We start from the raw sequence: 14,289 nt of genomic DNA, 5'->3' as shown, positions 1-14,289 counted from the left end.
TCGGGGGCAGTTCCCGAGGCCTACTCGACTTATCGTGATTCACAAATGCAGAGACATTGTGCTGAAAGCAAAAGTGTATATCTCACAATGGTTAGGCAATGTAGGGTTGGAACTGAAGCCCTCAAAAACGAGGTTGTGCCACACGCTAGGCCAACATGAAGGAACAGATCCGGGCTTCAACTTTCTGGGCTTTAACATCCGTCAATATCCAGAAACGAATAATAAAAAAGGATATACCCTAATGATCAAGCCAAACGGAGATGCCCTGAAAAGGCATTCCTTGAAGCTAAAAACCACCATTAGAAAAATGCGGCCGGTGAGACAGGAAGCGTTGATTAAAACGTTGAACCCGATCATCAGCGGCTGGGCGAATTATTACCAGTACTCCGCTTCCAGTGCCGCATTCAGCAAAATGAGTACTATAACTTTCCGTAAATTATGGAAATGGGCGTTACACAGACATCCCAAAAAGGGACGGAAATGGATAAAAGCCAAATACTTCCGTATCCATGGGAAGGATAAATGGACGTTCAAAACCATACAAGGGCATGTGCTCAGAAAGCATTATGAGTGGACATTCAGGAACTATGTTAAGGTCAAAGGCACAAGAAGTCCGTATGATGGGGACTTCATTTACTGGGCAACAAGGCTAGGTCGCTACGCAACGATCAGCAAAAGAACCGCAGAACTACTTAAACGACAAAAAGGAAAATGCGGATACTGCAAATTATTCTTTAAAAGTGACGACCAAATCGAAAATCATCATAAAGATAAGAATCACAACAATAATGCAATAATAAATCTAGTCTTACTGCACACACATTGTCATCACCAAATTCACGGGAGAGGTATGAATGATAAGCACCAAATAGTTGAGGAGCCGGATGCCATGAAAGTGGCACATCCGGTTTTGAAGCCGAGTGCGGGGGGTGATCCCCGCACTTAGGTCAGCGAAAACCTATAAATGATGCTCCATGTGATAGATCCCTAGCAGCACAATGAACTTCTTTGAGCTTGAAAAATTATTCTTTTAGAGTCGGATATGGATTCCATCACCAAAAGTGACGAAGACCCCTAATTTCTCATGTGCTGATTGATAAGCTCTATGCAATCTGCCCCGAAACAAATGTTATTGGAAGGAAGATTTTGGCACTTCAATATCATGCCGCCTCAGAAAGATCAATACTTGCGCGGATTCCTTCAGCGGAAAAACGTTACGAAAAGTTTTTGGAACTAAATTCCTATGATGTATCTAAAGTACCTTTAAGGTGTATTGCAAGTTACCTGGGTATGCGCTTAGAAACCCTTAGCCGGATCCGTAGCAAACTGGTTAAAGAACTGGTGTAATGTATCTTGCCTAACTTTTATTATATTTACAGTATGGAAATACTACTTGGATTATTATTTATGTTGCTTAGCATTCCCTGGAAAAAGATAGGGAAGTGGCTGGAGCTTGAAAAATAAAACTTAACTGGGCATGAACGAAACGCTCTGGAATAGCGTGCAGGAATTTGATCTCGATCAACCATCGGGAGAATATCCCTTTTCCATCAGGTTGGCCAAAGAAAACCGTTGGACAGAAAATTTTACCGAAAAAGCGATTCTGGAGTATAAAAAGTTTATGTATCTGGCAGCTATTTCTGAGGTAATGGTTTCGCCTTCTGCCATTGTTGATGTGGTTTGGCACCAGCACCTCATTTTCTCACAATCCTACCAGGATTTTTGCGACTTGCTCGGCAAGGCTATTCAGCATGTTCCCTCTACACATCATAAAACACAGTTTGACCAGTTTAAAAGGGCTGCAGAGCAGACAGCAAGACTTTACGTTAATCATTTTGGTCAACAGCCCGAAAGCATTTGGAAATATGATACGATGCTGGGGAGTTTAAAGCTTGAGCCAGCAAAACTAAAAACCGGGTACTTTACACTATATGGTGTGTTGGTTTTTATTCTGCTCGTCCTCCCGTTTTATTATTTGCTCAAGCCCCTTTACGTGCGTATCGATAATCCCTATTTTATATTGGGCTATATGGGCGTGGTACTTCCGCTGTATGTGGTTTTAAACCTGTACAATAAGAATAAAATCAGGCAAATTCTAAATGATTTTGATCGTGATTCGTTTGTTTATCATCTACAGCCTTTTGAACTGATTTATCTCAAAACCGGTCGGCTATCTGATGTGATCAGCGGTTCGGTGAATGAGCTGATCGATAACGGAACAATAGAGATAAGCGGTCAAATGATTTCGGTTTCCAGGAATGTTCAGGTTGAATCTGTGGAGCATGCGCAAATTGTTGCGGTTTTGCAGGATTTAGGCAGGATGTCTTACTTGCAGTTGTTAAAGATATTGGGGACAAAAGCTATATTCAGAAATGTAAGCAATAGTTTGGATACCTTTAAATATCATTTTAGACAATCTAAAACATTTGGAAAGTTATTTTATAACAGTTTTTTAGTTTTTGCCCTGTTATTAATGTTTCCGCTGATCAGGCTAATCACAGGCGTTATGAGGGATAAACCAGTGATACAAGTGGTTATCATATTTGTGTTTTTACTTTTCTTTATATTTTCCTATCTGCGCAAACTTAGCATGATATTAAGTGCGGTGGCTATTCCCAGCTGGTATGAAAATAATATTCAGTATAAACGCAAAGCAGAAGAAGATTGGCAATGGAGTTATTTTTTATACGGCGCGGCAGTTTTAACACCGATTTTAATTCCATTTGTAAATTATGGGAGAAACGGATGGACAGATGGCGGTGACGGAAATAGTGGGGGTGGGGGCAGTTCATGCGGTTCATCCTGTGGAAGTTCTTGCGGAAGCTGTGGCGGTTGTGGCGGAGATTAAATATTTTTATTTTCCAAAATGGAAATCTTCATCAAATCTTAATCTTTCTGTAGTAATATTGTCCTCTATAAGGGGTGAGAGCCTTATATCAACTTCATAGTTGAGAGCGTTAATTTAGATAGAGGGTGTAACCAGTGGTTACATCCTTTTTTATTTATCAGTCTTATGCCATCAAGCGTATAACTCATCCGGCAAATTTCCTCTAATTAAAACAAAACCAGAAATACCAAATGCCGCTAATAAAATTAAGGCATTATCATCTAGCGGGCAGGCGATATCCGTGAAGTTATATAAAAAAAGATCGTTGCCGCAATCGGTCTCGATACAACAGTTTGTGGTAGGTATTACGAGCGAAAATGTAGTAAACCTTGGACGGATTGAACTACTTGCTGAATATGTCGAAAATGGATGTTATTGTATTTGAATTTAGCTTCGTTTCCTGCACCACTGCCAAATCCATTTCTCTGATAGTGGATAACACCAGTGCTATTTTTCCCGCATCCTGTTAATGCCTGACTAAAAAGGTTGATATTTGCGCCTAATAAAATGATAATAAATAGCAGAGTGCCTTTGATTTTCATGACTACGTGAATTAAGGGATTGACGGGGCTATTGACTTCCACTCTAGCGGAACAACAAGCGAAAAGTTTTAATAAGACCCATATAAACTAACTGTCACTGATTCTATATAGTCAGAAATAGATTTTATTTATTAATACTAATTGGACAATTTCTGTCGCCGCTTCTTTTTACAATCTTGCTTATTAGATTTATAACCATATTTCATACCCGATGTCAGTAATCCAGACAATCTGAAATTGTGATATCATAATCAGAATGTTTTTTAGTTTTTGGAAATGGAGGTGCTGTATTTCATCAGTTAAGGCAGGTTTATGAATAGGACCGGTGCATTATGGCTTAATAGCATCTGAATGAAATGATTTAAAATTTTGCGTTGTTTCTTAGATTATATATCTTCATCGAAAGGCAAAGGTTACTCCGCTTTTTTATGTGTTTTGCCTTTTGTTTTCTGAAAAATGGTTTTAGATACATTTTTTACCTAAAATGATGATTAATGGATTTTTTATATACAGCAAGAGGAACTTACGATAAAAATTATGATCAGGATGGAATGTCGTGGGTGAAGTACATAGAATGGGCCAGGTTATCCCATTTAACAGAGCTCATTTCTTTAGATGGTCTGTTGAACGAAGTTTTGGTGGAACCTGATTACGAAAATGGAACAGATTGGGGTTTTATTCATGGTGTAAATTTATATCAGACCAATTTTTTCACAACAGTTGATTATGTTTTCAAAAGAATGAAACCTCAAAGTAAATTTAATCTTTTGACAATGGTCGTAGAACCAGATCATGACTGTAAGAATATCTTGATTGACGGATATGAATTTGTAGGTTATGAATTGTTGGGTCAGGAGTTTGATATAAGTGCTTTAAGCAATTGCGGTGGTTTTGATGAAACGTTTCTGCCATCAGACTTAAACGATAGGGGATTAATTAATGACTTCAAAAAAGCTTATGAAATAAAAAAGCTTCTTTTAGAAAATAATCCAGAAGAGCACCATGCCGATGCCAATGTGATTGCTGTTTGGAGGCACAAAACAATTGGTAGATAAGGGGGTAAATGAAAATACAGATCATAAGCGATTTGCACCAGGAATTTGGAGTTTCGGAGTTGAGTTTCGAAAATGCGGATCTCGTTATTTTAGCGGGTGACATCAATCTTGGAGTAAAAGGCATAACATGGATAAAAGAAAATATTCCGGATAAACCTGTAATTTATGTCTTGGGCAACCATGAATATTACAAGGGAACCTACCCGAATACACTCCGTAAAATAGCAGAAGCCTCAAGAGGATCAAATGTTGAGGTGGTAGAAAATGATCATATTGATTTCGGGGGCATCAGGTTTCATGGAGCAACTTTGTGGACGGATTTTTCCCTGTTTGGTAATCCTGTAGAATATGGTATCATCTGCCAGGGTAAGATGAATGATTACAGGATGATCAGAAGAGATCCTTCCTATTCGAAATTAAGAACGATTGATACCTATAAAATCCATCAGATTTCTAAAAACTGGCTGCAAAGAAGTCTTGAAGAATCAAAGGCATATCAAAATGTAGTGATTAGCCATCATGCGCCAAGTATAAGGTCTATTCCGCAGGAATATCAAAACGATCCAATCGCTTCAGCTTACGCATCAGATCTTGAAGATGTTATCCTCAAATACAAACCTGTTTATTGGATTCATGGTCATATTCATGCCCCGGTTAGGTACAAGATTGATGAAACGGAAATTATCTGTAATCCACACGGCTATATCAATGAAAAATATAATGGTTATGATAAAGAATTGATCATTGAAGTATAAATCTGGATTCAATTTGCCCTAAAATAAGAAAAGAGACAATCTATCCAGACTTGTCTCTTTTTTCTAACCAAATATAAACCTGTTATGAGCCAGGCTTTGTCTTTAATCTTCCATCTAAACCGAAGTTTCTCAGGAAAATGATTTATCTTTTTTAGTGGTGATAAACATCGTTCCGTTTATTACTCTACAAATATAGTAAAAAATTTGATAGTGTAAAAAATACACTAAGAAAAATTTAAGTATTTTTTTTGTCATTTTTTATTTCTTGATCTTTTTATAGGAGATATCGATGTTTAAAACGACTGTATTGCAAATATAACTCAAAAATATGTTAAGTAATTGTTAAATATTATCAATTTATAATATGATATCGTCAAATAGTATCAAGTTTTCCTTGTAAAATGATTTTTATCAATTTTTTAAGCTCATTTTTGAATTTTTTATGTCGAAAATGATGATTTGGTAGGGGATAATGCTGTGTAAAGTATTTTTTTGCATAAAATTAAAATACATTTTACTGGTGAAAAACATGTTTAAAACAGAAAGGCAACATTAAGTGAATAATGTTGCCTTTTATATGGTTTAAAAAACCGTTTGATGCTGTTTTTTCTTATAAACTTGCGTAGTATTCTACGAATTTAGCCAATGCAGAAGAATATCCCCACTCGTTATCGTACCAAGATACCACTTTAACGAAATTATCATTTAATGAAATACCAGCTTTTGCATCGAAAATAGAAGCATGGTCATCGCCAATGAAGTCAGAAGAAACAACTTCGTCCTCAGTATACGCCAACACACCTTTTAATTCACCTTCAGAAGCTGCTTTCATAGCTGCTTTAATTTGCTCGTAAGTAGCTGGTTTTTCTAAACGTGCAGTTAAATCTACTACTGAAACATCAGCAACAGGAACACGGAAAGACATACCGGTTAATTTACCTTTTAATTCAGGTAAAACCATACCTACTGCTTTAGCAGCGCCTGTAGAAGAAGGGATGATGTTAGAGAAACCACCACGGCCACCTCTCCAGTCTTTAGCCGAAGGACCATCAACAGTTTTTTGAGTTGCAGTTACCGCGTGGATTGTGCTCATTAAACCTTCAATAATACCAAAGTTATCGTTTAAAACTTTAGCAATTGGTGCTAAACAGTTTGTAGTACAAGACGCGTTAGAAACGATAGTCTGATCTGCAGTTAATTTATGGTGGTTAACACCCATTACGTAAGTAGGGATATCGTCATCTTTGGCTGGAGCTGAGAAAACTACTTTCTTAGCGCCCGCAGCGATGTGTTTTTCAGCATCAGCACGGGTTAAGAATAAACCTGTTGATTCGATTACTACTTCAACACCTACAGCATCCCATTTTAAATCTGCAGGATTTCTTTCTGCAGTTACACGGATTGTTTTACCATTAACGACTAAGTTACCATCAACAACTTCGATAGTACCATCAAATCTACCGTGGGTAGTATCATATTTTAACATGTATGCCATATAATCTGGCTCGATCAAATCGTTAATCGCTACAATATCCAATCCTCTTTTTAGTGCGGCTCTGAAAACCAGGCGGCCGATACGGCCAAAGCCGTTTATTCCAATTTTGCTCATTGTTTTGTTAATTAATGTAATGTTTTAATAAATTTTGTATTGGTTCTTTAATAATGCTTTTAATTTTAATGCCGTATCTGCCAGCTGTTAACCTTAAGGGGTCTTCGAGCTCTGCGGCTACTTTACCCACGATATGTATATCGCGGTCGTTGTATTTTTCGGCCATTGGCAAAACATAGGTTTCTATATATTTTTCAAATCCTTTATCAATCAGCTTGCGGATATATTCGTGTTTGCTGTTTTGGGTGATGAAATCGAAAAATGAGGTTAAAAATATATTGGCCTGCGGCTTATTGTAAATACGTTCTAATATTTGAGGGCGGTCTAGATTGTGCGTTAAGGTAAACTTGGTTTCAATATCTTTAGGCATTTTATGACTTAAAAATTCTTTAAGCAGTATTTTACCAAAATAATTTGAAGAACCCTCGTCGCCCAATATATAACCTAATCCAAAGTTATTGTTTACTGGTTTCTTGCCATCAAAATAGGCGCAATGTGCGCCGCTGCCCAACATGCCAACAATACCAGGTTGATCGTAACAGGCGGCCTTAGCTGCTCCGAATAAATCATTTTCCACAACAATTTTGCTGTATTTAAAAAATGATCCCAGCGTTTTGGCTAATTCCTCTTTTCTGTCTTCCGATGATGCTCCAGCCGCAAAGAAATAGATTTTCTTTATATTCTCTGCATTGTTTACCAGTGCAACTTTTTTGTTTAAAATCTGTAAGATTGTTTTCGGATCAACAAAGCAGGGGTTTAAGCCCGTAGTATTGCAATGTGCAACCACCTGTCCATTTTGGGTTATTTTCCAGAATGCTGTTTTCGATCCGCTATAAACAACTGCTACCATATTATATTGAAAGTACCTCCGTCATTTCCATTAAATCGGGTTCGAGTTTAAAGGAGTGCGCTGTTAAAGCCTCTCTTATGCTGGTTAATTTTATTTCGTTTCCTTTTAAACCTACCATTTGCTCCGTTTCGCCTGCAATTAACGCATTTACTGCGGCAAAACCTAAGCGGCTGCCTAAAATCCTATCGAAACTGCTCGGGCTACCACCACGTTGCAGGTGACCCAGGATGGTTACTTTGGTATCGTAATGGTCGAAAGTTTCCTTTACTTTTTTAGCGATATCGTAAGCGCCACCTTGTTTGTGGCCTTCGGCAACGATCACAATACTCGACGATTTTTTTGTAGCTGCACCAAGGGCGAGTTTATTAATCAGTTCGTTTACGCTCGTTTCGCGCTCAGGCAATAAAACCGCTTCGGCACCACTGGCAATCGAACTTCTCAATGCAATACATCCCGAATCGCGGCCCATCACTTCAATAAAGAATAAACGGTCGTGGGCATCGGCTGTATCCCTGATTTTATCAATGGCCTCGATTACCGTGTTAATGGCGGTATCGTAACCTAAAGTAAAATCAGATCCAACTAAGTCGTTATCAATGGTACCCGGTATACCGATTACCTTAACACCGAAAGTTTCTGAAAAGCGTTTCGCTCCGGTGAATGTTCCATCACCTCCGATAACCACTAATCCATCAATTCCGTTTTTCTTTAAGTTATTGTAGGCAATCTGTTGACCTTCGTCTGTTTTAAATTCTAAACAGCGTGCTGTTTTTAATATGGTTCCGCCCAAGTGTAAAATGTTACTTACAGAACGGGCGTCCATTGGTTTTATGTTGTCGGTAATTAAACCCTGGTAACCTTGCATTACACCAAACATATTAATGCCATGGTAAATTCCGGTACGAACAACAGCTCTAATTGCAGCATTCATTCCTGGGGCATCGCCTCCAGAAGTAAGTACAGCTATATTTTTTATATTTGGCTCCATCTTTATAATACGAATATAGTGTGTATTTTTTACACTAAGTAATTTATTTTATTTTTTTTACTTAATATTGAAAGTCATACCTTTATCTGCTTAAAATAACTAAATTTTACTTTGGAACAAATTTTACCTCATTTAGATTCTGTATTCTCGATAGATTGCGTTTTGTTTGGATTTGATGGTAAGGAATTAAAAATCTTACTGATCGAAAGGAATGAAGAACCATTTAAAGATTGGTGGGCACTGCCCGGTAACATTGTTGGTCCTGATGAAAGTTTAGATCAATCAGCCTCACGGATTTTGTACGAACTTACCGGTTTACGCGGTATTTTCATGGAACAGTATTATGCTTTCGGCGATCCGCACAGGCACCCGCAGGGGAGGGTAATTACGCTGGCTTATTATGCACTGATCCGTTTGGGCGGTGATAAAGAGTTGCGTCCGATCAGTACTTATGCAAAACGCGCCAATTGGTTGCCAATTACCGATTTGCCGAAACTGGCTTTCGATCACCAGAAAATTTACGACAAAGGTTTAGAAAAAATAAAACGCCGGATTAAACACCAACCGATCGCGTTCGAACTCCTGCCGGAGAAATTTACGCTAACCCAGTTACAGCATGTTTATGAACTTGTTCTGGAGAAAAAACTCGACAAGCGTAACTTTAGAAAGAAAATTATCGGTTTTGGCGTATTGAAAGAACTCGACGAGAAACAGAAAGGTGTGTCGTACCGCGCCGCTACCTTATACCGCTTTGATAAACGGAAGTACGCGAAGCTTTTTGGAAAAGAGATATCTTTCTAGCGGAGGGCGTTTGGCGTTGAGCCGAGAGCTGAAAAGACTAAAGGAAAACATCAGTTATAAAATTAAAAAACCGGTTTGAAAATCAAACCGGTTTTTTAATGCTTGTATATTATCTTGTATAAAACTCTGGACTAAAGACTCCAGATTAAGGACTGAAGACTAAGCTTTAGGCGCTAGCTCTAAATGGTAATGTACCAGATCATCTATAGGTGAGCGGATAATTTTGCCCACGCCCATTTCGTAACGGTCGGCTACAATACTTAAAATATCGCGGAAACTGTAACCTACAGAACCTACACAGTTTAATTTGTGGTCTTTGTAGTTAGGGTAGTGGATTACCAAAGCTTCGAAAAATGCGGTAAAGGCATAATCGATTGTAGCAAAAGCATAATCTTCGTAGTTATCTTTAAAATCGTATAAGAATTTACTAAAGCTTGCGCAAAAACGGTTCGGCAATGGTTTGTTGTAAATGTTATCGAAAATATCTTCGTTGGTTAAAGCATAGTTATCGTAAAAAGCTTCACGTAATCCTTTCGGCATGTAACCTTTCATGTAATCGCTTAAAATACGTTTACCGATGTACGAACCGCTGCCTTCATCACCTAAGAAATAACCCAAAGAATCGATATTCATGGTAATTTCAGATCCATCATAAAGACATGAGTTTGTACCTGTCCCTAAAATAGCAGCAAATCCTGGCTCGTTTCCAAGGAGTGCTCTAGAAGAGGCAAGTAAATCGTGACCTACAAAAATGGTTGCATCGGTAAAAATCTGTTGCATGGCATCAGCCACGATCTTTACATTTGCTGGTGTAGAACAGCCGGCGCCGTAGTAATAAACTGCTGTTAATTTCTCTCTTTCCAAGTGGTCTGGAAGAGTCTCATTCAAAGACTTTACAATGTACTCTCCTTTGGAAAAATATGGATTGTAACCTTCAGTGTTAAAGTAAATTTTTCTGCCGGCCTCGTTAATCAAACACCAATTTGTTTTGGTAGATCCGCCGTCTGCAATTACTATCATTTTATTTATTTTTGGTTTTAGCACGATAAAAGTATAAAAACTCTTATATTTTGTATCCTTTTTTTTAATAATTTTTTAACAATTTGTTGTTGTGGGAATTTAAGTGTGTAAAAAATACACTATATAGGGTGTTTAATCGCCTAAAAACCTTAAAATTATACCAGAAAGGGCATTGGTCTTTTTTTTTAACGTCAAGAATATTTTACAACAAAATAGCGAAATGAACAACAGATTTTTAGATTTCAGGAGTGATACGGTAACCAAACCAACCGCCGGAATGTTGGATGCCATGATGAGTGCAAAAGTGGGTGACGATGTTTTTGGTGAAGATGAAACGGTGCAAGCACTGGAGGCAAAACTGGCTGCTACCTTTAATATGGAAGCCGGGTTATTTTGTCCCTCGGGGACAATGACCAACCAGATTGCGATCAAATGTTTTACCCAGCCGATGGATGAGGTGATCTGCGATCAAACGGCACATGTTTACCGTTACGAAATTGGCGGCATTGCCTACCACTCTGCGGCATCGGTAAGGTTGTTGTATGGCGAAAGGGGAATTTTAACACCAGAACTGATTGAGCCTGAAATTAACGAAGACAATATCCATTACCCTAACTCCAGTTTAGTGGTTTTAGAAAATACGGTCAATAAAGGCGGTGGTAGCTGTTATACTTTATCGCAGATTGCACCGATCCATCATCTTTGTAATATAAAAGGATTGAAACTGCATTTGGATGGAGCACGTATTTTTAATGCACTTGAAGCAACCGGCGACCAGGCCAGTGAATATGGAAAGTACTTTGATGGTATTTCTGTTTGTTTGTCAAAAGGGCTTGGTGCTCCTGTTGGTTCTGTGCTATTGGGAAGCAAACAGATGATCCATAAGGCACGTAAAATCAGGAAAGCTTTTGGTGGGGGCATGCGCCAGGCAGGTTTTTTAGCTGCTGCGGGTATTTATGCACTCGATAATCATGTAATGCGTTTAAAAGATGATCATGCCCATGCACAAGCTTTGGCCAATGCATTGGCCAGTACAAAATACGTGAAATCGGTAATGCCGGTAGAAACCAATATTGTAATCTTTGAAGTAGAAAAAGGAATGGCAGAGAAAGTTGTACAACAGCTAAAAGAAAAAGGATTGCATTCTAATACCACCAGCGCCAGTACCGTCCGTTTGGTTACGCATCTGGATCTGAGTGCTGAAATGATCGATCAGGCAATTGAAATAATATTACATTTGTAGGTATAGTCGGAGGTCCGAAGACGGGAGTCCGATGTCAATAGTTTTATAGTTAATGGTCAATAGTCAGGTAGTTCATTTACAACCTGTATATATATTAAAGTCTAACCAAAATGCCTAATAATTCCAAACCTTTAACGCCAATCTCCAAACTCCTCATCGCGAACCGTGGTGAAATCGCTCTGCGTATTATGCGCTCGGCTAAGGAAATGGGGATCAAAACCGTTGCTGTTTTTTCAGAAGCTGATCGCAATGCTCTACATGTGCGTTATGCCGATGAAGCCGTTTGTATCGGTCCGGCGCCCTCCAACCAAAGTTATCTGGTGGGCGAAAAAATAATCGATGCCTGTAAACTTACTGGGGCAGAGGCCATTCATCCGGGTTATGGATTTTTATCAGAAAATGCCGGTTTTGCGCAAAAAGTTGCAGATGCAGGACTGATTTTGGTTGGTCCTTCGCCCCAGGCTATGGAAACCATGGGCAATAAACTGTCGGCAAAGGCTGCCGCATTAAAATATAATATTCCAATGGTACCCGGTACCGAAGAAGCCATTCAGGATGTGAATGAGGCGAAACAGCGTGCTATCGAAGTTGGTTTCCCAATTCTGATTAAAGCGGCTGCAGGTGGTGGCGGAAAGGGCATGCGCATTGTAGAGCAGGCAGCAGATTTTGAAGAACAGATGCAGCTTGCGGTAAGCGAGGCCACTTCGGCCTTTGGCGATGGTGCTGTTTTTATCGAACGTTACGTTACCTCGCCGAGGCATATCGAAATACAGGTTTTGGGCGATAACCACGGTAATATTGTGCATCTTTTTGAGCGTGAATGTTCCGTGCAAAGACGCCACCAAAAAGTGGTAGAGGAAGCCCCTTCATCAGTTTTAACAGCGAAAATCAGGCAGGAGATGGGTAAATGTGCGGTAGATGTGGCCCGCTCGGTTAACTATACAGGCGCTGGTACGGTAGAGTTTATCTTGGATGAAAACCTCGACTTCTTTTTTCTTGAAATGAATACCCGGTTACAGGTAGAGCATCCGGTAACCGAACTTATCACGGGGATAGATTTAGTGAAAGAACAGATCAGAATTGCTTCAGGTGAAAAATTAGGCTTTACCCAGGAGGATTTAAAAATCAGCGGACATGCCATAGAACTTAGGGTATATGCAGAAGATCCAGCCAATAATTTTCTCCCAGATATCGGTACCTTACAGACTTACACTACACCTAAAGGCAATGGGGTAAGGGTTGATGATGGCTTTGAACAGGGTATGGAAATCCCGATTTATTATGACCCCATGATCGCCAAATTGATTACTTATGGAAAAGATAGGGAAGAAGCGATAGAAAGAATGGTGAGGGCCATTGAAGAATATGATATTACGGGGATAGAAACTACTCTGGGTTTTGGTAAATTTGTGATGCAGCACGAGGCTTTTAAAACCGGCAATTTTGATACCCACTTCGTGGGCAAATACTTTAAGCCCGAAAGTTTAAAGGCCCAGGATGAAACAGAAGCACTCATTGCAGCTGTAATTGCAGCAAAGCTTTTTGATACTAAGAATACAAAGCCGGGAGGTGTAGTAGTTAAAAACACTTCTGACTGGAGAAAAAATAGATTGAAATATTAATAAATAGGGATGTCGTCGTGCTGAACTTGTTTCAGCACCTTTCTCGCCAATAAATTATAAAATCCGTCATTCGATATATCTTTGTTCTCAAATCGATAGCTATTGGGTTGATTGGGAACCACGATTGCTTATCGAAGATAATCGTAATGCCTCGGTAGGATTTGTATGTGCATTAGAATTCCCGCTTGCGCGGAAATGACGAAACTTTTAAAAAATGAAAAAATGTTTACAGGAATTATAGAAACTCTTGGCGAGGTTACCGCCATAAAAAACGACCATACCAATATCCACTTTACCATTTCATCATCCATCAGCCACGAGCTAAAAATCGACCAGAGCGTGGCCCATAATGGGGTATGTTTAACCGTGGTTGCCTTAAATGATGGAACCCATACCGTTACCGCAATAGATGAAACCTTAAACAAAACCAATCTCGATGGTTTAAAAGTGGGTAGTAAAATCAATCTCGAACGCTGCATGCAGATGAACGCACGATTGGATGGACACATTGTACAAGGGCATGTAGACCAAACGGCCGTTTGCGTGAAACGCGAAGCACTGGATGGCAGCTGGGAGTACCGCTTTAAATATGATGCTTCTGCCGGAAATGTGACTGTAGAAAAAGGTTCTGCATGTGTAAATGGTATCAGTTTAACGGTGGTAAATTCTCAGGCAGACGAATTTTCTGTTTTTATCATCCCTTATACATTCGAACATACCAATCTTCAGGAGGTTGAAGTAGGCGATACCGTAAACTTAGAGTTCGATATCATCGGAAAATATGTTGCCAGATTAATGAACCGATAATCTTTTTTTTGTTCGTAAGTATTTTAATTATAGTTTGTTATATGTTTATTATCGTTGTTTAGACGTTTAATTTGCATAACAGTGCAGGATGGTTGCTTGAATAATATTTC

14 protein-coding genes are annotated in these 14,289 nt (G+C 39.0%); 9 read left to right on the top strand and 5 right to left on the bottom strand.

The features are described from left to right. The first annotated feature begins 58 nt into the window (after window positions 1–58). From R2S57_RS06920 to R2S57_RS06910, 3 genes are all read left to right on the top strand, one after another. Window positions 59–946: a group II intron reverse transcriptase gene (locus tag R2S57_RS06920; protein ID WP_316844317.1), complete on the top strand. Its 888-nt coding sequence runs from the start codon at window positions 59–61 to the stop codon at window positions 944–946. A gap of 140 nt (window positions 947–1,086) precedes the next feature. After that, window positions 1,087–1,347 (top strand): hypothetical protein, encoded by a 261-nt coding sequence (locus R2S57_RS06915; RefSeq protein ID WP_316844316.1) that lies wholly within the window; start codon window positions 1,087–1,089, stop codon window positions 1,345–1,347. A 130-nt stretch (window positions 1,348–1,477) separates the two neighbouring features. Beyond that, on the top strand, window positions 1,478–2,848 hold the full coding sequence (locus tag R2S57_RS06910) for a hypothetical protein (RefSeq protein ID WP_316844315.1): 1,371 nt from the start codon (window positions 1,478–1,480) through the stop codon (window positions 2,846–2,848). Window positions 2,849–3,192: 344 nt separating this feature from the next. Here R2S57_RS06910 and R2S57_RS06905 read toward each other — a convergent pair whose 3' ends face one another. Beyond that, window positions 3,193–3,429: a hypothetical protein gene (locus tag R2S57_RS06905; RefSeq protein WP_316844314.1), complete on the bottom strand. Its 237-nt coding sequence runs from the start codon at window positions 3,427–3,429 to the stop codon at window positions 3,193–3,195. 494 nt (window positions 3,430–3,923) lie between these two features. Here R2S57_RS06905 and R2S57_RS06900 point away from each other — a divergent pair, with 494 nt between their 5' ends. Together R2S57_RS06900 and R2S57_RS06895 are read left to right on the top strand one after the other, a co-directional pair. Next, window positions 3,924–4,484 carry a hypothetical protein gene (locus R2S57_RS06900; RefSeq protein WP_316844313.1) on the top strand — a complete coding sequence of 187 codons (561 nt, stop codon included), beginning with the start codon at window positions 3,924–3,926 and terminating at the stop codon, window positions 4,482–4,484. Between the two features lie 8 nt (window positions 4,485–4,492). Continuing rightward, window positions 4,493–5,239: a metallophosphoesterase gene (locus tag R2S57_RS06895; protein WP_316844312.1), complete on the top strand. Its 747-nt coding sequence runs from the start codon at window positions 4,493–4,495 to the stop codon at window positions 5,237–5,239. Between the two features lie 610 nt (window positions 5,240–5,849). Here the strand turns inward: R2S57_RS06895 and gap are convergent. From gap to pfkA, 3 genes are read right to left on the bottom strand one after another with little or no spacing between them, the layout of a single operon-like run. After that, entirely contained in the window at window positions 5,850–6,848 is a 999-nt protein-coding gene (gap, locus tag R2S57_RS06890; protein WP_316844311.1) for a type I glyceraldehyde-3-phosphate dehydrogenase, read from the bottom strand. 7 nt (window positions 6,849–6,855) lie between these two features. Further along, window positions 6,856–7,698, bottom strand: a complete 843-nt coding sequence (locus R2S57_RS06885; protein WP_316844310.1) for a hypothetical protein — start codon at window positions 7,696–7,698, stop codon at window positions 6,856–6,858. A gap of 1 nt (window position 7,699) precedes the next feature. Continuing rightward, a complete protein-coding gene (pfkA, locus tag R2S57_RS06880) occupies window positions 7,700–8,686 on the bottom strand; it encodes a 6-phosphofructokinase (protein ID WP_108200905.1) in 987 nt (328 codons plus the stop codon). A 111-nt stretch (window positions 8,687–8,797) separates the two neighbouring features. On the opposite strand from pfkA, the gene R2S57_RS06875 reads away from it, so the two are divergent. After that, window positions 8,798–9,487, top strand: coding sequence for an NUDIX hydrolase (locus R2S57_RS06875; protein WP_316844309.1), 690 nt, complete (start codon window positions 8,798–8,800; stop codon window positions 9,485–9,487). A gap of 159 nt (window positions 9,488–9,646) precedes the next feature. Here the strand turns inward: R2S57_RS06875 and R2S57_RS06870 are convergent, their stop codons facing one another. Next, entirely contained in the window at window positions 9,647–10,507 is an 861-nt protein-coding gene (locus R2S57_RS06870) for an N-acetylglucosamine kinase (RefSeq protein WP_316844308.1), read from the bottom strand. A 220-nt stretch (window positions 10,508–10,727) separates the two neighbouring features. Here R2S57_RS06870 and R2S57_RS06865 point away from each other — a divergent pair, with 220 nt between their 5' ends. The 3 genes from R2S57_RS06865 to R2S57_RS06855 all read left to right on the top strand — a co-directional run bounded on the left by R2S57_RS06865 (window position 10,728) and on the right by R2S57_RS06855 (window position 14,179). Further along, complete coding sequence (locus R2S57_RS06865) at window positions 10,728–11,750, top strand: GntG family PLP-dependent aldolase (protein WP_316844307.1); 1,023 nt, start codon at window positions 10,728–10,730, stop codon at window positions 11,748–11,750. 110 nt (window positions 11,751–11,860) lie between these two features. After that, a complete protein-coding gene (accC, locus tag R2S57_RS06860) occupies window positions 11,861–13,372 on the top strand; it encodes an acetyl-CoA carboxylase biotin carboxylase subunit (protein ID WP_316844306.1) in 1,512 nt (503 codons plus the stop codon). 222 nt (window positions 13,373–13,594) lie between these two features. Continuing rightward, on the top strand, window positions 13,595–14,179 hold the full coding sequence (locus tag R2S57_RS06855) for a riboflavin synthase (protein ID WP_316844305.1): 585 nt from the start codon (window positions 13,595–13,597) through the stop codon (window positions 14,177–14,179). Window positions 14,180–14,289 lie beyond the last annotated feature (110 nt).

The organism is Pedobacter psychrodurus, from assembly GCF_032678585.1.
In the GTDB taxonomy this organism is placed as follows: Bacteria; Bacteroidota; Bacteroidia; order Sphingobacteriales; family Sphingobacteriaceae; genus Pedobacter; species Pedobacter psychrodurus_A.
This window is presented reverse-complemented; position numbering and strand designations above follow the sequence as displayed.

What these genes read in the sequence shown, in the direction of transcription:
- R2S57_RS06895 (WP_316844312.1), top strand. Translation starts at nt 4,493, where the DNA reads ATGAAAATACAGATCATAAGCGATTTGCACCAGGAATTTGGAGTTTCG.
- gap (WP_316844311.1), bottom strand. Translation starts at nt 6,848, where the DNA reads ATGAGCAAAATTGGAATAAACGGCTTTGGCCGTATCGGCCGCCTGGTT.
- R2S57_RS06870 (WP_316844308.1), bottom strand. Translation starts at nt 10,507, where the DNA reads ATGATAGTAATTGCAGACGGCGGATCTACCAAAACAAATTGGTGTTTG.
- accC (WP_316844306.1), top strand. Translation starts at nt 11,861, where the DNA reads ATGCCTAATAATTCCAAACCTTTAACGCCAATCTCCAAACTCCTCATC.
- R2S57_RS06905 (WP_316844314.1), bottom strand. Translation starts at nt 3,429, where the DNA reads ATGAAAATCAAAGGCACTCTGCTATTTATTATCATTTTATTAGGCGCA.
- R2S57_RS06910 (WP_316844315.1), top strand. Translation starts at nt 1,478, where the DNA reads ATGAACGAAACGCTCTGGAATAGCGTGCAGGAATTTGATCTCGATCAA.
- R2S57_RS06855 (WP_316844305.1), top strand. Translation starts at nt 13,595, where the DNA reads ATGTTTACAGGAATTATAGAAACTCTTGGCGAGGTTACCGCCATAAAA.
- R2S57_RS06900 (WP_316844313.1), top strand. Translation starts at nt 3,924, where the DNA reads ATGGATTTTTTATATACAGCAAGAGGAACTTACGATAAAAATTATGAT.
- pfkA (WP_108200905.1), bottom strand. Translation starts at nt 8,686, where the DNA reads ATGGAGCCAAATATAAAAAATATAGCTGTACTTACTTCTGGAGGCGAT.
- R2S57_RS06865 (WP_316844307.1), top strand. Translation starts at nt 10,728, where the DNA reads ATGAACAACAGATTTTTAGATTTCAGGAGTGATACGGTAACCAAACCA.
- R2S57_RS06885 (WP_316844310.1), bottom strand. Translation starts at nt 7,698, where the DNA reads ATGGTAGCAGTTGTTTATAGCGGATCGAAAACAGCATTCTGGAAAATA.